The organism is Caulobacter sp. RHG1 (genome assembly GCF_013181195.1).
In the GTDB taxonomy this organism is placed as follows: domain Bacteria; phylum Pseudomonadota; class Alphaproteobacteria; order Caulobacterales; family Caulobacteraceae; genus Caulobacter.
The window spans coordinates 93793-114512 of sequence record NZ_SMZP01000010.1; the positions used below are offsets into that span (position 1 = coordinate 93793).

Sequence of the window (20720 nt, forward strand, 5' to 3'; positions counted from 1 at the left end):
AACGAGAATCGGGCTTAACTTTCCTATCGACCCTCGAGGGCCAAATTCCATGCGTTCGCTGATCAGCCGAGTCACTGTCGTCGCCGCGCTCGCCGCCGGGCTTTCCGCCTGCGGCCCCAAGGGCGAAACCGTCACCGCCGACGACATGACCCAGGGCAACGCCAGCGCCAAGATCACCGTCGTCGAATACGCCTCGGCCTCGTGCAGCCACTGCGCCGAGTGGAACGAGGACGTCTATCCGGCCTTCAAGGCCAAATATATCGACACCGGCAAGATCAACTACGTCTACCGCGAGATCCTGACCCCGCCGCAGGAAGTGGCCGCCGCCGCGTTCCTGATGGCCCGCTGCGCCGGTAAGGACAAATACTTCCAAGTCGTGGACTCGGTGTACCGTTCGCAGACCGAGATGTTCCAGACCGGCCAGTTCCGTGAAGGTCTGCTGCGCGTCGCCCAGTCGGCCGGCATGAGCGAAGAGCAGTTCAACGCCTGCGTCACCGACGAGAAGGGCCTGAAGGCCCTGAACGACCGCGTCGAGAAGTACAGCAAGGAAGCCAAGATCCAGGGCACCCCGACCTTCGTCGTCAATGGCAAGAAGGTCGGCGGCGACGAGGGCGGCGCCCGCAGCCTGGCCGAGCTGGACAAGGCCATCGAGGAAGCTTCGAAGTAATGACCCTGGACCGGCGCGCGCTTATCGTTTCCGGGCTTGCCGTCGCGATGGCGAGCCCTGCCCTGGCGCGCGCCGGCCAGATGCCGCCGGTTCCCGGCGAAATGCTGCTTGGATCGCCCAAGGCTCCGGTGCAGCTGGTGGTCTACGCCTCGGCCAGCTGCCCGCACTGCGCCCACTGGTGGACCACGGTGCTGCCGCAGGTGCGCAAGAGCTTCATCGACACCGGCAAGGTTCGGCTGACGTTCCGCGAATTCCTGACCCCGCCCAACGAGTTCGCCGCCGCCGGCTTCATCCTGTCCCGCCGCGTCCCGGGCAAGTATTTCGACGTCCTGACTACGGTGTTCGAGCGCCAAGGCGCCATCTACGAAAGCGGCAAGCTGTTCGAGGGCCTGCTGGCCATCGCCAAGCAGTATGGCCTGACGGACGCCCAGTTCTCGGCAGCCCTGAATGACCCGGCGGCCTTGAAGGCGGTCAACGACCGCGCGGCCCGCGCGGTCGAGGTCGAGCACGTCCAGAGCACCCCGACCTTCTTCGTCAATGGCGTGCAGCACGTCGGCGACACCGACTTCGCCACGCTGTCCAAAGCCTTCGCCGCCAAGGCGAAGGGCTAGGGACCTCAACGGGACCGCCTCGTGCAGTTCCAGCGCCTGCGCCTTTCGGGCTTCAAGTCCTTCGTCGAGCCGACCGAATTCCGGATCGAGCCCGGCCTGACGGGCATCGTCGGGCCGAACGGCTGCGGCAAATCCAATCTGCTGGAAGCCCTGCGCTGGGTCATGGGCGCCAACTCGGCCAAGGCCATGCGCGCAGGCGGCATGGACGACGTGATCTTCGCCGGCAGCGGGGCGCGGCCGCCGCGCAACCACGCCGACGTCGCCCTGACGATCGACAACGCCGACCGTACGGCTCCTGCTCAGTTCAACGACGATCCGATCCTGGAAGTCGTGCGCCGCATCGATCGCGGCGCCGGCTCGACCTACAGGATCAACGGCCGCGAGGTGCGGGCCCGCGACGTCCAGCTGCTGTTCGCCGACGCCTCGACCGGCGCCAATTCGCCAGCCCTGGTGCGCCAGGGCCAGATCAGCGAGCTGATCGGCGCCAAGCCGCAGAACCGCCGCCGCATCCTGGAAGAGGCCGCCGGGGTCTCAGGGCTCCACACCCGCCGCCACGAGGCCGAGCTGCGGCTGCGGGCGGCCGAGAGCAATCTCTCGCGCCTGGACGACGTGGCCCGCGAGCTTGAGACGGCGCTGAACCGCCTCAAGCGCGAGGCCCGCCAGGCCGAGAAGTACAAGCGCCTGTCGGCCGAGATCCGCGCCGTGCAAGGAGCCGTGCTTTACAGCCGCTGGACCGAGGCTCGGGATGCGCTGGAGCGCACCCAGCGCGAGGCCACCGAGGCCGCGCGTCTGGTCGAGGACACCGCCCGCGCCAGCGCCGCCGCCCAGGTCGCCATCACCGAGGCCGAGGCCGCCATGCCTCCCCTGCGCGAGGAGGCGACCATCGCTCAGGCGGTCCTGGGTCAGCTGGCGATCCAGAAGGACCGGGCCGAGCGCGAGGCCGAGGCCGCCGCCGCCGAGTTCGAGCGCCTTTCCAACGATCTGGCCCGCATCGACGCCGATCGTGGCCGTGAGGAGCAGGCTACGGCCGACGCCGCCGCCGCTCTCGCCCGCATCAACGCCGAGCTGACCGAGGTCCGCGCCCTGGTCGCCGCCGCGCCCGAGCGTGGCCCCGAACTAGCCGCCGCGGCCAAGGCCGCCGAGGAAGCCCGCGCCGCCGCAGAAACCCAGGTAGAACAGCTGGCCGCCCGCGTCGCCGCCGAGGAGGCGCAGGGCCGCGCCGCCGCCACGCGCCTGTCGGAAGCCGACGCCCGCGCCAACCGCACAAACCGCGCCCTGGACCAGGCCAAGGCCGAGCGGGCCGCCGTCGGTCCCGAGATCGACCCGGCCGCGGCTGACGCCCGCCAGCGTTTCGTCAACGCCGAGACCGCCCTGGCCGCCGCCCGCGCGGCGCTGGAAGAGGCCGAGAACGAGCGGGTCAAGGCCGCCGAGCAGGAGGCCCAGGCCCGCCAGCTGGCGCGCAATGTCGAGGACCAGCTAGGCCGCCTGCGCACCGAAGCCCGCGGCCTGGCCCAACTGACGGCGCCGCGCAGCAAGAGCGGTCACGCCCCCGCCTTAGACAGCGTCTCGCCTGACAAGGGCTATGGCGCGGCCCTGGCGGCGGCTCTGGGCGACGATTTGGACGCCGCCCTGGACGCCAAGGCCCCTTCGTACTGGGGCGGCGCCGAGGCCCCTGCTCCGACCTGGCCAGACGGCGCCGAGCCGCTGGCCCTGCTGGTGAAGGCTCCCCCCGCCCTCGCCGCCCGCCTGTCGCACGTGGCCGTCGTGGCCCGCGCCGAGGGCGACCGGCTGCAGAAGGACCTCAAGGTCGGCATGCGCCTGGTCTCGCGCGAAGGGGACCTCTGGCGCTGGGACGGCTTCGTCGCCCGCGCGGATGCGCCCAAGCCGGCCGCCATCCGCCTGGAACAACGCACCCGCCTGGCCGAGGTCGAGGCCGAGATCGACGTGCTGGCGCCCCGCGCCGAGGCCACTAACGCCGCCTTGAAGACCGCCGCCGACCGCATGCGCATGGTCGAGGACAGCTTGCGCGACAAGCGGCGCGGACCGCCCGACGCCGAGCGGCTGCTGAACGGGGCCCGCGAGCAGGTGGCCAAGTTCGAGCGCGAGCAGGCCATGCGGGCCGCCCGCGCCCAATCGCTGGACGACACCATCGCTCGCTTCGAAGCCGAGAAGGCCGAGACCGACACCGCCTTGACCCAAGCCCGCGAGGCTCATGCCGCCGCCCAGACGTCGGGCGATCTGCAGCCGCAGCTGGCGCAAGCCCGCCAGGCCTCGGCCCAGGCCCGCGAGACGGCCAGCGCCGCCCGCACCGCCTTGGACGTCGAGACCCGCGAGCGGGCCGGCCGCCAGCGTCGCTTGGAGAGTCTGGAGCGCGACCACGCCGACTGGAGCAAGCGCGCCGAGAGCGCCGCCAAGCGCACGCAGGCCCTCGACGCCGACCGCGTGAAGGCCGCCGCCGCCCTGGAGGCCGCCCGCGAGGCGCCCGTGGCGCTGAAGGAAAAGCTGGTCGCCCTGCTGGACGAGTTCGCCGCCGCCGAGGCTCGCCGCGCCAAGTCCAGCGACGCCCTGGAAGCCGCCGAGACCGACCGCCTGAACGCCGACCGCGCTGCGCGGGCCGCCGAACAGGCCGCCGGCGAAGCCCGCGAAAAACGCGCGGCCCTGGTCGCTCACCTGGACGGGGCTCGCCAGCGCTTCGGCGAGGTCGCCTCGGCGATCCGCGAGCAGGCCCGCATGGAGCCCGAGGAGCTGGGCCGCCACGTCGCCGGCGAGGCCGTCGCCGTGCCGAAGGACGCCGCCGGCGTCGAGGCTCACCTGTTCGCCCTGGAGCGCGAGCGCGACTCCATTGGCCCGGTGAACCTGCGCGCCGAGGAGGAGGCCCAGGAATATGCCGGCCGCCTGGAGATCATGCGCACCGAGCGGGCGGACCTGTCGGGCGCCGTGACCAAGCTGCGGGCCGGCATCGAGGAGCTGAACGCCGAGGGGCGCGAGCGCCTGCTGGCGGCCTTCGACGTCATCAACGCCAACTTCCAGACCCTCTTCCAGGCCCTGTTCGGCGGCGGTCAGGCCGAGCTGAAGCTGATCGAGAGCGACGATCCTCTGGAAGCAGGATTGGAGATCTTCGCCTGTCCGCCCGGCAAGCGCATGGCCAGCATGAGCCTGATGAGCGGCGGCGAGCAGGCTCTCACCGCCAGCGCCCTGATCTTCGGCGTCTTCCTGGCCAATCCGGCCCCGATCTGCGTGCTGGACGAAGTCGACGCGCCGCTAGATGACGCCAATGTCGACCGCTACTGCAACATGCTGGACGAGATGCGCCGGCGCACCCAGACCCGCTTCATCGCCATCACCCACAACCCTGTGACCATGAGCCGCATGGATCGCCTGTTCGGCGTGACGATGGCCGAGCGCGGCGTCAGCCAGCTGGTCAGCGTCGATCTGTCAACGGCCGAGAAGCTGGTCGCGGCCTAGTTAGAAGCCGATGGCCTGACGGATGGGATTTGTGGGGTCGGCCAGCAGCTTGATGGCCATGGCGCACGAAATCGTCACCAGAAGGGGCCGGATCAGCTTGGGCCCGAAGCGCACGGCCAAGCGCGAGCCGATCTGGGCGCCGAGGAAGGCGCCGACGGCCATGGTCAGGCCGATCGGCCAGACCACCACGCCCTTGAGAATGAACAGGGCTAGGCTGCCCAGGTTGCTGGCGGCGTTGGCCAGTTTCGTATGGGCCGTGGCCTTCAGCACGCCGTAGCCCAGCAGGGTGACGATCGCGACCATGTAGAAGGCCCCTGCCCCCGGGCCGAAGATGCCGTCGTAGAATCCGACCAGCGGGGCGACGAAGCACGCGAACGGGATCAGCGCCAGGCGGGGGGCGACGTCCTCGCTCTTGAGCGCGCGCGAGAAGCCGAAATAGAGGGCGATGGTGATCAGCATCACCGGCACGATGGCCCGCAGCAGCTCCGGCGACAGAAGGCTGGCGCAAAGCGCGCCGCACAGACCGGCGATCCCGGCCCCAAGGGCGACCGGCCAGGCGGTCTTCCAATCGATCATGCCGCGACGGGCGAAGGCCGCTGTCGCCGACAAGGAGCCGAAGGTACTCTGCAGCTTGCTGGTGCCCAGAGCCTGGACCGGCGACAGCCCCGCCAGCAACAGGGCAGGCAGAGTCACCAGACCACCGCCGCCGGCGATGGCGTCGAGCGCGCCCGCCAGCGCAGCGACGGCGAACAGGGCGACCAGAAGTTCGAAATGGACGGAGTCCACGACGGCTCGTCTCCGTGGGATTCACGCCCAAACGAAAACGGGGACCCGAAGGTCCCCGCCTAATCCTTAAAGGATCAGCTGCTCCAGAGGCTGGCCCACTGGTGGGCGCGGTCAGCCTTGCTGTTGCTCGTCTTGCCCAGAGCGCGAAGCTCTTCGCGGGCCTGAGCCTTCACTTCCTTGCGCTCGCGCTGCTCGGCGGCCTCGGCCACCTTGCGTTCCTTACGCTCGGCGCGCTTGGCGGCCATGATCTCTTCCTGGCGAGCCAGGGCTTCGAGGCGGGCCACTTCCTTGGCTTCGGCGCGAGCGGCGCGGACAGCCTCGAGTTCGGCCGCGCGAAGCTCTTCGCGCTTGTCGAAATCGGGGTCCTGCACGGTCGGCTTGGCCTTGAACTTGGCCAGCATGGCCTTCTTGGCCTCCTGCTGAGAGGAGATGCGATCGGCGAAACCGGTGTTCTTCAGGTGCGACATGAATCTTCGTATAGTTAGGAGGCGGCGGCTCTAAAGCCCAGATTGACGAAAAAATCAATGCGTCATCGGGCCCGACGCTCCGTGCCTAGGGGGAGCGGCGTCGTGAGAACGCGCGATATATAGGGGGCCGTTCCCTTCGTTGTCAGGGGCTGGCGCGACTAAGAACGGGGACGGATTGCCCCCTTCCTGAACGTAAGGGCGATTTCTTCAAGGATTACCGAGACTTGTGAAGCGACCCGGTCGTCTTGACGCACCGCAGCGAGGTCTATAGGTTCCGCGCCGATCAAGCCGGCCGGAAATGCGCCTTCTTTTGGCGCGTCCGCGGCGTTTTCGGACCTGCCGCTTCCCATGCCCAAGGCCGACGAGACGAACGACAAGGCTTTCGACAGCCTGGACGCTCGTCTCGCCGCTTTCGAGGCGAGGAAGGCGGCGGAAAAACCCGCCAAGGCGGGCGCCGAAAAGGCCAATCAGGATGGCTACCGCCTCCTGGCGGATTTGATCGGGGGCGTACTGGTGGGTCTCGGCTTCGGCTGGCTGCTCGACCGCTACGTCCACACGAGCCCCTGGGGCATGGTCGGCGGTCTGCTGATCGGTCTCGGGCTCGCGATTTTCTCCATCGTCCGCAAGGCGATGAAACTGAGCGCGCAGGCGTCGGCGACTTCCTCTAAAGGGGGCGACGACGAACACATGGGAGACGGGCCTACCGTCCCCAAACAGAAGAGAGACTAGGGCCAATGGCCGATCCGATGCACCAGTTCCAGATCAGCAAGATCGTGGAACTGCCGACCGTGACCGTTCCCGGCCTGGGCGCCATCGACCTGTCGATCACCAATTCGGTCGCCGCGATGATGTCGGCCGCCCTGCTGGTCATCGGCTTCTATGCCGTGGCCGCGCGCCGCGCCGTGGTGCCGGGCCGCCTGCAGTCGGTCGGCGAGATGCTCTACGGGCTGGTCGACGGATTGGCTGAATCGATCATCGGCCACGATGGCAAGAAGTACCTGCCGTTCATCTTCACCCTGTTCGCGTTCGTGCTGTTCATGAACATGCAGGGCATGTTCCTGGTGTTCACCGCCACCTCGCAGCTGGCCGTGACCCTGACGCTGGGCCTGATGGTCATCCTGACCGTGGTCGCCGTCGGCTTCGCCAAGAACGGCCTGAAGTTCTTCAAGCTGTTCGCGCCGTCGGGCGTCCCCCCGGTGCTGTACATCCTGCTGGTGCCGATCGAGATCCTGTCGTTCCTGATCCGTCCGATCACCCTGGGCCTTCGTCTGTTCGGCAACATGCTGGGCGGCCACGTGGTTCTGAAGATCTTCGCCGGTTTCGTGATCGCCCTGGGCGGTCTCGGCATTCTGGGCTGGGCCGGCGCGGCCCTGGCCCTGACCTCGGTCGTCGCCCTGACGGCCCTCGAGTTCATGGTGGCCTTCCTGCAGGCCTTCGTGTTCGCGGTGCTCGCATGCGTCTACATCAACGACGTCGTGCACCTCGACAGCCACTGATCAACCTCTAGTCTTTCAACCTACATACCCTTCCTAAGGAGTCTCTATCATGGACGCTGCTGCTGCTAAGTACATCGGCGCTGGCCTGGCTATGCTCGGCATGATCGGCGCGGGCGTTGGCCTGGGCGTGATGTTCGGCAACTACTTCCAAGGCGCCCTGCGCAACCCGACCGCCGCCGCTCAAGAGCGCCCGATGCTGTTCCTGGGCATGGCTCTGACGGAAGCCCTGGGCATCTTCGCCCTGGTCATCGCCTTCCTGATCCTGTTCTCGTAATCCGATCCCTGGAGCGCGGCGCTTCAACGGAAGCGACGCGCTCCAAGCTTTCTTGTTTTCTCGCGTCTTCGGGGCGGGCCGGTTTCCGGTCCGCTCGATGACGCTCTAGCTGAGAGGCGCCTTCGCCCATGGCGACGGAACATCACGGCACGACCGAGACGACGGAAGCCCCTCAGGGCCACGAAGGCGGCGGCGGTCTTCCGCAGCTGCAGTTCGAGCACTGGGGCGGTCAGATCGTCTGGTTGCTGCTCATCTTCGCCGTTCTCTACGTGGTGCTGTCGAAGGGCCTCCTGCCCCGCGTCAGCGGCGCGATCGACGAGCGCGGCGCCAAGATCGCCGGCGACATCGCTGACGCCCGTCGCATGAAGGACGAAGCCGAAGCCCAGGCCCGTGCGGCCGCCGCCGAGGTGGCCGAGGCTCGCGCCAAGGCCCAGAAGACCGCCGCCGACGCCAAGGCCAAGGCCGCGGCCGAAGCCGCCGAGCGTCAGGCCAAGGAAGAAGCCGTCCTGGCCGAGAAGCTGGCCGCGGCCGAAGCTTCGATCCAGACCGCTCGCGACCAGGCCCTGAGCCAGGTCCGCGTGGTGGCCGAGGACACGGCCAGCGCGATCGTCGAGAAGCTGACCGGCAAGGCGGCTTCGGCCGCCGAGCTGAAGTCGGCCCTGGCCTAAGGAGCGCTGACAATGGAACACGAATCCCTGTTCAGCGTCGCCAACCCGGAACTCTGGGTTCTGGTCGCCCTGGTGATCTTCTTCGGCCTTCTGGTCGTGCTGAAGGTCCTGCCGGGCGCTCTGTTCGGCGCGCTCGACGGCTATGCCGCCAAGATCAAGGCTGAACTCGACGAAGCCCAGACCCTGCGGGAAGAGGCGCAAGCCCTGCTCGCCGACGTCAAGGCTCAGCGCGAGGACGCCGAGCGCCAGGCTGCGGGCATGCTCGACGCCGCCAAGGCCGACGCCAAGCGTCTGGCCGAGGAAGCCAAGGAAAAGCTCGAGGAGCAGATCAAGCGCCGCGCCGAAATGGCCGAACGCAAGATCGCTCAGGCCGAGGCTCAGGCTGCAGCGGACGTGAAGGCCGCCGCGGTCGACCTGGCCGCCCAGGCCGCCGAAGCTGTCCTGGCCGCCCGCCTTGCCGGCGCCAAGAGCGACCCGCTGATCGACACCGCGATCGGCCAGATGGGCGCCAAGCTGCAATAGCAGCGAGGTCCATCGGACAAAGATGAGAGGGCGCGGATCGCAAGGTCCGCGCCCTTTTCTTATGCCCCTCCCCGGTTCGGAGACCTCTGCTTCGAAAAGATTTGCAAAAGCGTCGCAAGAGCGCTTGTTCTGGCGATGATCGCAGGGGGAGTTCCGTCATCGCCATCGCCGCACCGGCCACGTCAGACAACGGCGCACCGTCGACCGCCCCCACCGCCTGGACCGTCTCGGCTCTGTTCACCGTCGCCTTCCTAGGCGTCACGGCCGGGGTGCAGATGAGCGACCGCGGCCTCCAGTCGGTTCTGCTGGCCGCGATCCAGAAAAGCTTCCAGGTCGGCGACGCCACGATCGGCGCCTTGCAAGGGCTGGCGGGCGTGCTGGTGGCCAGCGCCGTCGCCGTCCCGATCGCGCGCCTGGCCGACCGTATGTCGCGCAAGGTCGTCCTGCTGGGCCTGATCATCGGCTGGAGCGCCTTGATGGTTCTGAGCGCCCTGGCGCCGAACTTCCCGCTGTTCTTCGTCGGCCGAGCCGCCGCCGGCGTCACCGAGTTCGCGATGATCCCGATCGTCTATTCATTGATCCCCGATCTGGCTCCAGACCGTAGCCGGGTCGCCGCCAACCTGTCCTTCGCCGCCCTGATGGCCGCCGGGGCCAGCGCCGGCTTCTATTTTGGCGACGTGATCGTTCACGTCGCCGAGGCGGTGTTCACGTTCCAGGCCGAGCCGTGGCGCAAGGCCATGCTGCTGCTGTCGCTGGCCGGCGTTCCGCTGCTTCTGCTGGGCCTTTTGACGGCCGATCCGCGCCGGACAGTGATCGCCGACACCCAACGCCCCTCCGCCTCTCTGCTGGCCTTCTTGCGCGAGCGCTGGCGGGCCGTGGGGTTGTTCGTCGGGGTGGCCGGCAGCCTGATGATCGCCGTCCAGGCGCTGAACCCGCTGATCGCCCTGGCCCTGCAACGCCGCTTCGACGCCGACATGGGCCAGATCGGTCACGCGCTGGGGATCGTGACCCTGGCCACCAGCATCGGCTGCCTGCCCGTCGCCGGTTTCCTGGACCGCGCCCTGCGGCGCCGCTTCGGCCTGGCCGCCAGACCGATGATCATGGGCCTGGGAGCCCTGGCGTCCGTGCCCTGCGCGGTGCTGCTGCTGACCGCCGGCGACATGGACGCCGCCCTGTGGCTGGTCGCCGCCTTCCTGTTCCTGACCTGCACGGCCAACGCCCTGGTGCCGACCATGCTTCAGGATCTGACGCCGTCGGAGCTTCGCGCCCGCAGCTTCGCGATCTGGAGCTTCGTGGTGTCGATCTTCTGCGCCATCGGTCCGATGGTCGCCGGCGCGCTATCGGATCTGGTCCTGCACGGCCGCCTGCTCAGCGCTATCGCCGTCACCGCGATCCCCGCTCTGGTGATCTCGGCCCTCTGCGCGATCCGCTCGATGCAGAGCGCGCGCGCCACGGCCTAGCCGATCTTGCCGATCGAGAAGCTCTGCTCGACCAGGGTCGCCTTGCCGAAGATGGTCATGAAGGCGATGTCGGCGGCGTCTCGCCCCGTGGCCACCCGCACCAGCCCATCGATCGGCGCCAGGCCGGTGGCGTCGATCAGCCGCCAGCGGCCGCCAAGATACACCTCGGCGATAGCGTGCAGGTCCGGCGGCTCCAGCCGCCAGGCATAGGCGCTGACGGCCCGGGCGGGGATGTTCGCGGCCCGGCACAGGCCGATCACCAGGTGGGTGAAGTCACGGCAGACGCCAGCCCGGTCGACCAGAGTGTCGATCGCCGTGGTGGCCGCGTCGCTGACGCCGGCCCGATAGTCCAGATGCGCCGCGATCCAGTCCAGGATCGCCTGCACCTTGCGCCCGCCCTCCAGCCCCTCGAACTCGCGGTCCACGAAGCGTTCCAGGCGGTCGGACGGGCTATAGCGGCTGGCCCGCAGGAACGGCAGAACCTCGCTGGGCAGATCCCGCACCGCCATGGCCGGCGCATCGGTCAGGTCGTGGTCGCGAAGCATGACCTCGACCTCGGCGCGGTAGAGCGCGTTCACCTGGCCCGAGGCCGTGAACACCGTCCGCCGCTCAAAGGTCACCGGGTCGTCGACCCGCACGGCGTCGACATTGGGCCAGAAGGTCAGGGCTTCGGAATGCACGACCTGGTCGGGTCCGTGCGCCGCCTCGACGAGGAGCAGGACCTCGCACGGGCCGGCGAAGTCGTAGGTCAGCGAGGCTTCGACCGCAAAACGCATGGATTGTCCTGAGATGGCCATGGGACCCGAACGGCCTTGGCCGTCCCTCAATCCCCAAGACGGCAAAGAGTTCAGGCCGACGCCTTATTGTGCTCGGCCATCTTGCGCGCGACGTAGCGCTTGGCCTTCTTGCGCGTGCGCTTGAGCAGCCGCCAGCGGGCTTTGCGCAGGACCAGCTTCTCGGTGCGCAGCATCTGTTGCCAGACGACCAGCAGCACTTCCGGCTCGCGGCGCATCAGGCGACGGATCGGAAAGACCAGCTTGGGATGGCGGCGCTGCCAGCGGATGAAGGTCTTGCGGGCCTGGAACGAGTAGCGCAGCACCACCATCAGGCCCAGGACCAGCAGCGGCAGGCCCACATGCCCCGGCAGCGGCGTCAGGATCGCCCCGGCCAGGATCACCAGGGCCCCGAACCCCAGGGCGATCCAGCGAAAGACCCGAGCCGCCAGCTCGCGCAGCAGCAGGGCCAGCCGCGCGCGGCGGCGCGCACGTTGTCGGATCTGGATCGCCGAAGCGGTGGCGGTCACCGTCCCGCGCGCTTCATGGCGCCACGGCGCTTGGCCGACTTGCGCCAGCGCACGGCCACCCGCCACTTGCGCGGCACGATCAGCCGCTCGACGCGCAGGGCCTGCTGCCAGGCCACCAGCACGACCTCGGGTTCGCGGCGCAGGAGGCGACGCAGCGGGAAGATCAGCTTGGGGTGAGCGTGCTGGAAGCGGACGAACTGCTTGCGCGCCTTGAACGAGTTGCGCAGCACCAGCATCAGGCCCAGCACGGTCAGGGGCAGGCCCATCGGACCCGGCAGCGGCGCGATGACGATGCCGCCAATCACCAGCAGCACGCCCAGCGTGACCAGCACGATGCGCAACACACGGGCGATGAGATCCCGGGCGAGGTCATCGGCGGTGCGGCGTGTGCGCGGCATGGCGAGGGCGATAGCAATCATGGGAGGGGCGAAACGAAGCTCGCGTTCGCCTGCTGCCTGGATCAGCCAGCCAGCCCCGATGCGCATCCCCGATATGTGGACCAGGGAGGACGCCGTAAAGGCGCCCTCCCGCGATCACGGGGTATGGACTTTACTATTCAGCTGCGAGTGGCGCCGCAGCAACAGGTTTCCACCTCAACCGGGGCTTGCGGGCCGCCTGGGTCTCGTCCAGGCGCTTGAGCGGCGCATGGAACGGCGCGCCCTTGAAGCGCTCGGTCTCGCCCGCCTTCGCCGCGCCGGCCAGCAGACGCAGCGCCTCGATGAAGCGATCCAGCTCCTGCTTGCTCTCGGTCTCGGTCGGCTCGATCAGCATCGCGCCGTGGACGACCAGCGGGAAGTACATGGTCATCGGATGGAAGCCCTCGTCGATCATCGCCTTGGCGAAGTCGAGCGTGGTCACCCCGGTGCCTTCCAGCCAGCTGTCGTCGAACAGGGCCTCGTGCATGCACGGCCCTTCCGGGAAGGCCGGGCTCATCACGTCCTTCAGCTTGGCCTTGATGTAGTTGGCGTTGAGGACGGCGTCCTCGGCCACCTGCCGCAGACCGTCGGCCCCATGGCTCAGCATGTAGGCGTAGGCGCGGACATACATGCCCATCTGGCCGTGGAAGGCGCTCATTCGGCCGAAGGCGGTCTTGGCGCCCTCTTCGCCGGCGTGCTCGACCATCTCGAAGCCGTCGTCGCCATGGACCAGCCAGGGCGTCGGGGCGAAGGCGGCCAGGGCTTCGGACAGCACCACCGGGCCCGCGCCCGGACCGCCGCCGCCGTGGGGCGTCGAAAAGGTCTTGTGCAGGTTGATGTGCATGGCGTCGACGCCCAGGTCGCCCGGGCGCACCCGGCCGACGATGGCGTTGAAGTTGGCGCCGTCGCAGTAGAAGTAAGCGCCTGCCGCATGGGTCAGACGAGCGATCTCGACGACGTCGCGCTCGAACAGGCCGCAGGTGTTGGGGTTGGTGACCATGATGGCGGCCACGTGGTCGCCCAGCTTGGACTCCAGGTCCGCCAGGTCGACGCGGCCGTCATCGGTCTGGGCGATCTCGACGACGGTGTAGCCGACGAAGGCCGCCGTGGCCGGGTTGGTGCCGTGGGCGCTGGTCGGGGCCAGGACGGTCTTGCGGTGCCCGTTGCCGGCCGCCTCGTGGGCGGCGCGGATGGCCAGCAGGCCGCACAGCTCGCCGTGGGCGCCGGCCTTGGGGCTCAGGGCGACGGCGGGCATGCCGGTCAGGGTCTTCAGCCAGTGGGCCAGGCGGTCCATCAGCTGCAGGGCGCCCTGCACGGTCGACTGCGGCTGCAGCGGGTGGATGTCGGAGAAGCCCGGCAGGCGCGCCATCTTCTCGTTCAGCCGCGGATTGTGCTTCATCGTGCACGAGCCCAGCGGATACAGCGCCAGGTCGATGGCGTGGTTCTTCTGCGACAGGCGCACGTAGTGGCGGACGGCTTCCGGCTCCGACAGGCCCGGCAGGCCGATCGGCTCGGCGCGCAGCAGGCCGGCCAGGTCGCTCGACGGCGCGGCGGCTTGCGGCAGGTCGACGCCGGTCTTGTTCCAGCCATCCAGTTCGAAGATCAGGGCTTCGTTCTGGAGCAGACCGCGATTGCCGGTCAGGGTTTCATGGCCGTTCGAGCCGTCATTGGCGGCGGTTTCCGGGCGCGTGGGGCGGCCGACGTTGTTCATGCTCATTGGCCCACCACCTTGGACAGGATCTTGGCGAAGAAAGTGATGTCGATGTCGAGCGTGGTCTCGGTGGCCGCGACCAGCAGCACGTCGTCCAGGCCCGCGCCCGCATCGAGGCGCGAGAACGGCACGCCGGCGATGACGCCGTGGCCGGCCAGGGTCTCGACGACCTCGGCGGCCTTGCCCGGCACGCGGATGGCGAACTCGTTGAAGAAGCGCGGGGTCAGGACCTCGACGCCCGGCACGGCCTTCAGGGCGTCGCGCAGGGCGAGCGCCTTCTGGTGATTCAGGGCGGCCAGCTGGCGCAGACCAGTCTCACCCAGCAGGCTCATGTGGATCGAGAAAGCCAGGGCGCACAGGCCGCTGTTGGTGCAGATGTTCGACGTCGCCTTGTCGCGGCGGATGTGCTGCTCGCGGGTCGACAGGGTCAGCACGAAACCGCGCTTGCCGTCGGCGTCGACCGTCTCGCCGCACAGGCGGCCCGGCATCTGGCGGACGAACTTTTCCTTGCAGGCGAAGAGGCCGACATAGGGGCCGCCGAAGTTCAGGCCGTTGCCGATCGACTGGCCCTCGGCCACGGCGATGTCCGCGCCCATCTCGCCCGGCGACTTCAGCAGGCCGTAGGAGACGGCCTCCGTGGTCACGACGATCAGCAACGCGCCGGCGGCGTGAGCGGCCTCGGCGATCTTGGTGACGTCGGTGACCGTGCCGAACACGTTCGGGGTCTGGACGACGACGCAGGCGGTATCTTGGTCGATGGCGGCGATCACCGCGTCCTCGGCGTCGACGGCCGCGGGCATAGCCTGGGTCGTGACGCCGGCCGCGTGGGCCAGGGTCTCGATGGTCTCGATGTAGTGCGGGTGGACGCCGCCCGACATCACCGCCTTGTTCCGACGGGTGACGCGCTGGGCCATCATCACGGCCTCGGCCGCGCCGGTCGAGCCGTCATAGAGCGAGGCGTTGGCCACTTCCATGCCGGTCAGGGCAGCGACCTGGGTCTGGAACTCGAACAGGACCTGCAGGGTGCCCTGAGCGATTTCCGGCTGGTAGGGCGTGTAGCTGGTCAGGAATTCCGACCGCTGGATGATGTGGTCGACCGTGGCCGGCACGTGGTGGCGATAGGCGCCGGCCCCGCAGAAGAACGGTCCCTCCCCCGCCGAACGGTTGCGACGGGCCAGGCCCGCCATCTCGCGCTCGACTTCGATTTCGCCGGCGTGCAGCGGCAGGTCGACGGTTCCGTCGCGGCGGGCCGAGGCCGGCACGTCGACGAACAGGTCGTCGATCGACTTCACGCCGATCGCGCCGAGCATCTCGACGCGGTCTTCGGGGGTCAGGGGGAGGTAACGCATTGATCTGCTTTCGTGGGGTCGAAAGTTAGAGGGTGCTCAGGAACGCTTCGTACGCGTCGCGGTCCATCAGGGCCTCGACTTCGCTCGGGTTGCTCAGCTTGATCTTGGCGAACCAGCCGCCGCTTTCCGGCAGGGCGTTGACCGTTTCCGGCGCGTCGCCGAGTTCAGCATTGCCTTCGACGACCTCGCCCGACACCGGGGCATAGACGTCCGAGGCCGCCTTGACGCTCTCGACGACGGCCAGGCCGTCGCCTTGCTTCACGGTCTTGCCGGCTTCCGGAACTTCGACGAACACCACGTCGCCCAGTTGCTCGGCGGCATAGGCGCTGATGCCGACGGTGGCGACGTCGCCTTCGACGATGACCCACTCATGATCTTTGGTGAAACGCATCTTTTCCGGCCCTTGGATTAGAGTTTGCGGACGTAACGATTGGCGACGAACGGCGTCGCAACGACTTCAGCGGCGGCCTGCTTGCCGCGCACGATGACTTTCAACTTCGTCCCAACGACGGCGAAGGCCGGTGGGGCGAAGCCGATGGCGATGGGGAAACCCAGCGAGGGCGCGAAGCCGCCGCTGGTGATCTTGCCGATGACGTTACCGGCTTCGTTGGCGATCTCGGCGCCTTCGCGGGCCGGAGCCCCTTCCAGCACCTTGAGATTGATGCGGACGCGCGAGAGCTCGCCAGCCAGCTCCTTGGCGATGCGGGTCGCGCCCAGATAGTCGCCAGCCTCGCGGCGCGACTTGCCGACGGCGAAGTTCAAGCCGCCCTCGATCGGCGAGACCGTCTCGTCCAGGTCATGGCCGTACAGCGGCAGGCCGGCTTCAAGACGCAGGCTGTCGCGCGCGCCCAGGCCGATCGGCTTGACGCGCTCGTCGGCCAGCAGGGTGTTCCAGATCCGCTCGGCGGCGTCGGCCGGGACCGAGATCTCGTAGCCGTCCTCGCCAGTATAGCCCGAGCGCGAGATGATGGCGTCAACGCCGAAGGCGGTCAGGGCCTTGGTGTCCATGAACACCATCTGCGCGGCTTCCGGCACATGGGCGGCCAGCACGGCGGCGGCCTCGGGGCCTTGCAGCGCCAGCAGCGCGCGGTCTTCCAGGCGGGTCACCGTGGCCTCGCCGGCCAGGGCCTCGGCGATGATCTTGTAGTCGTTGTCCTTGCAGGCGCCGTTGACGACCACGAACAGGCCGTCGTCGTCGGGACGCGCGGTCATCAGGTCGTCGATGATGCCGCCGTCGGCGTTCAGCAGCACGCCGTAGCGCTGCTTGCCGGCCTTCAGGCCCTGATAGTCGGCCGAGACCACCTTCTCGAAGCTCTTGGCGGGGTTGTCGCCGCGCAGTCGGGCCTGGCCCATGTGCGAGACGTCGAACAGGCCGGCGTGCTCGCGGGTCCAGAGGTGCTCTTTCAGCACCCCGTCCTTGTACTGCACCGGCATGGAATAGCCCGCGAACGGCACCATGCGGGCGCCGGCCGCCACGTGGGCGTCGTACAACGGGGTCTTCTTGAGGTCTTGATCAGACACGCGGCGGGCTCCAAACGGGGTCGGCGAGACGACCGGCATCCGCCGGTTGGTCGCGCCCCCGCTGTCCCTTGGACCTGAGAGATTCCGGCCTCGCCCCTCTGCCGGACGGGTTTGGCCTTGCTCCTTCGGCGAGCCGCTCTTTCGAGAGGCTACTTTCCAGCGTTTCTAAACCCGCGCGGTCCTTTTGCCTGAGCGTTTCCGGGGCGGTTGCGCCTTCGGCCTCGGGATCGAATCCCGATGTCTCCCGCGAGGGTCGTCGGCTCAATGCGGGAGGGGCGGGTCCGAGTCAAGCTGGCCCTGCCTGAGCCCGGCCTGTTTGCCGGGAAAAGCAGCGCCCCTCTCCCATCGCCGGGAAAGGGGCGTGCGGATTACATCCGTTCCGGCGCTTCGATGCCAAGCAGGTCCAGGGTCAGCTCCAACTGACGCAGGGTGGTCTCGGCCAGCGACAGGCGCGAGGCTCGCAGCGTTTCGTTGTCGGCGCCCATGATCGGGCAGGCGGCGTAGAACTTCGAGAACGACTGGGCCAGCTTGTAGGCGTGCTCGGCGACGAAGTTCGGGGCCTTCTTGTCGTAGGCCTCCTGCAGGGCGCCCTCGAAGGCGTCCAGCAGCATGGCCAGGTCGCGCTCGGCGGGCTCGTGGATGGCGATGCGACCGGCGACGGCGCCGGCCTCCGAGGCGCGACGCAGCACGCTCTTGATGCGCACCGACTGGTACAGCAGGTAAGGGCCGGTCTTGCCCTCGAAGCTGGTGAAGCGGTCGAGGTCGAAGACGTACGACGTGCCGCGGAAGTTCTGCAGATCGGCGAACTTCAGGGCGGCGACGCCCACCTTGTGCGCCGTCTCCTCGAACTGGTCCTCGGGCAACTCGGCGCCGAGGCCGGCTTCGCGCAGGCGCTCGCGGGCCTTTTCGCGGGCCATCTCGATCAGGTCGTGCAGCTTCAGGACGCCGCCGGCGCGGGTCTTGAAGGGCTTGCCGTCCGTGCCGTTCATCGTGCCGAAGCCGATATGCTCCAGCCCGCCCTCTTGCGCGTAGCCGGCCAGATAGGCGGCGCGGAACACGGTCTCGAAGTGCAGGGCCTGACGCTGGTCCACGCAGTAGAGGATCAGGTGCGGATCGAACGACTTGCGGCGGTCCAGGATCGTGGCCAGGTCGGTCGTGCCGTACATGGCCGAACCTTCCGACGACACCACCAGCAGCGGCGGCACGTCCTGCTTGTCGTCCTCGCGCGAGACGCGGACGATGCGGGCGCCCTGGTCGGAGACCAGCAGGCCCTTGTCCTCGAGCTGGCGGACCATCGGCTCGATCAAGTCGTTGACGTCGCTCTCGCCCTTCCACAGATCGAAGTCGACGCCCAGGGCATGGAACTCGCGCTCCAGGGCCACGCGGCTGACCTTGACGAAGTGGCTCCACAGCAGACGGTAGCCGAAGCGGCCGTTCTGCAGCTCGGCGGTGGCCTTGCGGGCGCGCTCCTTGAACGCCGGATCTTCCTTCTGTCGCACCGAGGCGGCCGGATAGATGCGGTCGAGGTCGGCCAGGGTGATGCGGCTCTCGAACTCGGCCATGACCTTGGCTTCGTCGGCGGCGGAAAAGCCGCGCGGCGCTTCCGGCAGCTTGTCCATCAGGGCGCGGATGAAGGCGTCCTCGTCGATGATCGCCGAGATCAGCAGGCCCATCTGGAAGCCCCAGTCGCCGAAGTGGGCGTCGCCCACCACGTCGTCGCCGCGGAAGCGGTACAGGCGCTTGATCGACTCGCCGATGATCGAGGCGCGCAGGTGGCCCACGTGCATCGGCTTGGCGACGTTGGGGCCGGCATAGTCGATCAGCACCCGGCGCGGATCTTCCAGCAGCTGAGCGCCGGCGCGATCATCAGCGGCGATCTCGCGCGCGCGGGCCGAGAGAGCCTCGTCGCTGACGCGCATGTTGATGAAGCCGACGCCAGCGATCTCGACCGAGGCCAGGCGCGGGTCGCCCTTCAGGATGTCGACCACCTGGACGGCGATCTCGCGCGGATTGCGCTTGGCGCTCTTGGCGGCCGCAAGGGCGCCGTTGCACTGGAAATCAGCCAGGTCGGGACGGTCGGACGCGGTGACGCGACCGAATTCGGGAGGCAGTCCGGCGGCCTGGAAAGCGGCCGCGGCCGCCTCGCTCAGGGACCGCTTCAAATCGTTCATGGGTTGGTAGTCGTCCCTGCTTGGGTCTTGCCCGTCTGGGTTTGGGCTTGTTGCGCGGCCTGGCCCGCATTGACGCGGAAGCGCTTGCCGTCACGGTTGAAGGCGGCCATTTCCGGGGTCACGTCGAAACCGAGCAGCACTTCGAAGTTGCCGCCGCTGACCTTCTCGTCGGCCCGCGGGATGGTGATCGATTCGATCGCCTCACGGGTGTAGACGCGGTCCTGGCCCGGCGCGAAGCTCACCGGCAGATCGAAATATTCCTTGGCGATGACCGACTGATTGCGCTCGGTGACCGCCACCCAGTAGCGATAGGTGTGCTTGTCGCCCTGGGCCTGCGGACCACGGCCCAGCTGGAACAGCGCCTCGATGCGGATGCGGATAGGCTCATCGCTCTTGTAGGCGCATCCCGAGGAGATGCTCTGCAATTCGCCGGTGTAGCCGGCCTGGGCGGCGGATTCCTTGCCGTCCTTGAACTCGACATAGCGGCTGGCGTCGTACAGCACCTTCACGAAGGGGCACGGGCCGGCGTTGCGCAGCTGCTGAAGCGGCGCCTTGGGCTGGTTCCATTCGGCGTCGCGCTTCTTGCGCTTGGCCGCTTCGCCGTCATCGCCACCGCCGCCGCCGCCCGGGCCTTGCTGGGCGTGAGCGATCGACGCCGTCGCGGCGAGCGAGACGACCATCAGGGCTCTGAGGGCGAGCGAGACTTTGCGGCGCATGAAACGTCTGGTCCGGAAGAAGAAGTAGCCAAGCGGGACCATCCAGCCCCATCGGCGTCATGCAGCCTGATAAAGGCATATGCGTGACGTCGCAACGACGCAGACTCCTGGCGTCAGACCGCCCGAGAGACTAGTTTCCGCGTCATGAACGCCCATTCGCCCGTCCGCCGCCCGATCTCGCTCGTGCTCGCCAGCCCGCGCGGCTTCTGCGCCGGCGTCGATCGCGCCATCCAGATCGTCGAGCGCGCCGTCGAGAAGTTCGGCGCGCCGGTCTATGTGCGCCACGAGATCGTCCACAACCGCCACGTGGTCGACCGCCTGAAGGCGATGGGTGCGGTGTTCATCGAAGAGTTGTCCGAGGCCCCCGACGACCGTCCCGTGGTGTTCTCGGCCCACGGCGTGCCCAAGTCGGTGCCGGCCGAAGCCAAGGCCCGCGAGATGATCTATCTCGACGCCACCTGCCCGCTGGTTTCCAAGGTCCATGTCGAGGCCCAGAAGCATTTCGACGCCGGCCGCGAGATCGTGCTGATCGGCCATGCCGGCCACCCCGAGGTGATCGGCACCATGGGCCAGCTGCCCGAGGGCTCGGTGACGCTGATCGAGGACATCCACGACGCCGCCGCCTGGACCCCCAAGGATGCGTCCAACGTCGCCTTCCTGACCCAGACCACCCTGTCGGTGGACGACACCGCCGACATGGTGGCCCTGCTGCGCGAGCGCTTCCCGGGCATCGCCGCCCCGCACAAGGAAGACATCTGCTACGCCACGACCAACCGCCAGGACGCGGTCAAGCACCTGGCCGAACAGTCGCAACTGGTGCTGGTGGTCGGGTCGCGCAACTCGTCGAACTCGGTGCGCCTCAAGGAGGTGGGCCTGAAGGCCGGCGCCAGCGCCGCCTATCTGATCGACGACGCCAAGGACATCGACTGGGCCTGGTTCGACGGCATCGACCGCGTCGGCCTGACCGCCGGCGCTTCGGCCCCGGAAGACCTGGTGCAGGGCGTCATCGACGCCATCTCGGCCCGCTTCGACACCAATGTCGAGGAACTGGTCGAAGCTCGCGAGACCATCACGTTCAAGCTGCCGAGGCTGCTGACCGCGTAAGGGCGGCTTGACC

Annotated in this window: 21 protein-coding genes and 1 riboswitch; of the genes, 10 read left to right on the forward strand and 11 right to left on the reverse strand. The window is 68.3% G+C overall.

Features of this window, described 5'->3' with window-relative positions; all coding sequences use genetic code 11:
* Positions 1-49 precede the first annotated feature (49 nt).
* Genes E1H18_RS23955 through smc form a run of 3 tightly spaced genes read left to right on the forward strand, consistent with a single transcriptional unit; the run spans position 50 to position 4743 of the window.
* A complete protein-coding gene (locus E1H18_RS23955) occupies positions 50-667 on the forward strand; it encodes a DsbA family protein (RefSeq protein WP_172273972.1) in 618 nt (205 codons plus the stop codon).
* Between the two features lie 47 nt (positions 668-714).
* Entirely contained in the window at positions 715-1278 is a 564-nt protein-coding gene (locus E1H18_RS23960; RefSeq protein WP_370526586.1) for a thioredoxin domain-containing protein, read from the forward strand.
* A gap of 21 nt (positions 1279-1299) precedes the next feature.
* Positions 1300-4743, forward strand: coding sequence for a chromosome segregation protein SMC (gene smc / locus E1H18_RS23965; protein ID WP_172273978.1), 3444 nt, complete (start codon positions 1300-1302; stop codon positions 4741-4743).
* Here smc and E1H18_RS23970 read toward each other — a convergent pair whose 3' ends face one another.
* Positions 4744-5505 carry a TSUP family transporter gene (locus tag E1H18_RS23970; RefSeq protein ID WP_194248189.1) on the reverse strand — a complete coding sequence of 254 codons (762 nt, stop codon included), beginning with the start codon at positions 5503-5505 and terminating at the stop codon, positions 4744-4746.
* Positions 5506-5603: 98 nt separating this feature from the next.
* Positions 5604-5996 (reverse strand): DUF6481 family protein, encoded by a 393-nt coding sequence (locus E1H18_RS23975; protein ID WP_172273984.1) that lies wholly within the window; start codon positions 5994-5996, stop codon positions 5604-5606.
* 348 nt (positions 5997-6344) lie between these two features.
* On the opposite strand from E1H18_RS23975, the gene E1H18_RS23980 reads away from it, so the two are divergent.
* The 6 genes from E1H18_RS23980 to E1H18_RS24005 all read left to right on the forward strand — a co-directional run bounded on the left by E1H18_RS23980 (position 6345) and on the right by E1H18_RS24005 (position 10416).
* Positions 6345-6725 carry an AtpZ/AtpI family protein gene (locus tag E1H18_RS23980; RefSeq protein ID WP_172273987.1) on the forward strand — a complete coding sequence of 127 codons (381 nt, stop codon included), beginning with the start codon at positions 6345-6347 and terminating at the stop codon, positions 6723-6725.
* Positions 6726-6730: 5 nt separating this feature from the next.
* Positions 6731-7492, forward strand: coding sequence for a F0F1 ATP synthase subunit A (locus E1H18_RS23985; protein ID WP_172273990.1), 762 nt, complete (start codon positions 6731-6733; stop codon positions 7490-7492).
* Between the two features lie 49 nt (positions 7493-7541).
* Positions 7542-7766 (forward strand): F0F1 ATP synthase subunit C, encoded by a 225-nt coding sequence (locus tag E1H18_RS23990; RefSeq protein WP_004615714.1) that lies wholly within the window; start codon positions 7542-7544, stop codon positions 7764-7766.
* Between the two features lie 128 nt (positions 7767-7894).
* Positions 7895-8434: a hypothetical protein gene (locus E1H18_RS23995; RefSeq protein WP_172273993.1), complete on the forward strand. Its 540-nt coding sequence runs from the start codon at positions 7895-7897 to the stop codon at positions 8432-8434.
* A 12-nt stretch (positions 8435-8446) separates the two neighbouring features.
* The gene (locus tag E1H18_RS24000) at positions 8447-8956 is read left to right on the forward strand and encodes a F0F1 ATP synthase subunit B (RefSeq protein ID WP_172273996.1); all 510 of its coding nucleotides are present in this window, start codon (positions 8447-8449) and stop codon (positions 8954-8956) included.
* Between the two features lie 101 nt (positions 8957-9057).
* Complete coding sequence (locus E1H18_RS24005; RefSeq protein ID WP_206679129.1) at positions 9058-10416, forward strand: MFS transporter; 1359 nt, start codon at positions 9058-9060, stop codon at positions 10414-10416.
* Here the strand turns inward: E1H18_RS24005 and E1H18_RS24010 are convergent.
* The 9 genes from E1H18_RS24010 to E1H18_RS24050 form a co-directional block, all read right to left on the reverse strand.
* Positions 10413-11192, reverse strand: a complete 780-nt coding sequence (locus E1H18_RS24010; RefSeq protein ID WP_172273999.1) for a transglutaminase family protein — start codon at positions 11190-11192, stop codon at positions 10413-10415. The two genes, E1H18_RS24005 and E1H18_RS24010, sit on opposite strands and share 4 nt — an antisense overlap.
* A 71-nt stretch (positions 11193-11263) precedes the next feature.
* Complete coding sequence (locus tag E1H18_RS24015) at positions 11264-11719, reverse strand: hypothetical protein (protein ID WP_172274002.1); 456 nt, start codon at positions 11717-11719, stop codon at positions 11264-11266.
* Positions 11716-12138, reverse strand: a complete 423-nt coding sequence (locus tag E1H18_RS24020) for a hypothetical protein (RefSeq protein WP_172274005.1) — start codon at positions 12136-12138, stop codon at positions 11716-11718. The genes E1H18_RS24015 and E1H18_RS24020 overlap by 4 nt, the downstream gene beginning before the upstream one ends.
* Positions 12139-12271: 133 nt before the next feature.
* Positions 12272-13852 carry an aminomethyl-transferring glycine dehydrogenase subunit GcvPB gene (gene gcvPB, locus E1H18_RS24025; protein ID WP_172274008.1) on the reverse strand — a complete coding sequence of 527 codons (1581 nt, stop codon included), beginning with the start codon at positions 13850-13852 and terminating at the stop codon, positions 12272-12274.
* Positions 13849-15195 (reverse strand): aminomethyl-transferring glycine dehydrogenase subunit GcvPA, encoded by a 1347-nt coding sequence (gcvPA, locus tag E1H18_RS24030; RefSeq protein ID WP_172274011.1) that lies wholly within the window; start codon positions 15193-15195, stop codon positions 13849-13851. The genes gcvPB and gcvPA overlap by 4 nt, the downstream gene beginning before the upstream one ends.
* A gap of 25 nt (positions 15196-15220) precedes the next feature.
* Entirely contained in the window at positions 15221-15604 is a 384-nt protein-coding gene (gene gcvH, locus E1H18_RS24035) for a glycine cleavage system protein GcvH (protein WP_370526593.1), read from the reverse strand.
* Positions 15604-16716, reverse strand: a complete 1113-nt coding sequence (gene gcvT, locus E1H18_RS24040; protein WP_370526587.1) for a glycine cleavage system aminomethyltransferase GcvT — start codon at positions 16714-16716, stop codon at positions 15604-15606. The genes gcvH and gcvT overlap by 1 nt, the downstream gene beginning before the upstream one ends.
* A gap of 166 nt (positions 16717-16882) precedes the next feature.
* Positions 16883-16973, reverse strand: a riboswitch (glycine riboswitch).
* Between the two features lie 111 nt (positions 16974-17084).
* Entirely contained in the window at positions 17085-18887 is a 1803-nt protein-coding gene (locus tag E1H18_RS24045) for an arginine--tRNA ligase (protein ID WP_172274020.1), read from the reverse strand.
* Positions 18884-19603: a Tat pathway signal sequence domain protein gene (locus E1H18_RS24050; protein WP_172274023.1), complete on the reverse strand. Its 720-nt coding sequence runs from the start codon at positions 19601-19603 to the stop codon at positions 18884-18886. The genes E1H18_RS24045 and E1H18_RS24050 overlap by 4 nt, the downstream gene beginning before the upstream one ends.
* Positions 19604-19747: 144 nt before the next feature.
* On the opposite strand from E1H18_RS24050, the gene ispH reads away from it, so the two are divergent.
* Positions 19748-20707, forward strand: coding sequence for a 4-hydroxy-3-methylbut-2-enyl diphosphate reductase (gene ispH, locus E1H18_RS24055; protein ID WP_172274026.1), 960 nt, complete (start codon positions 19748-19750; stop codon positions 20705-20707).
* Positions 20708-20720 lie beyond the last annotated feature (13 nt).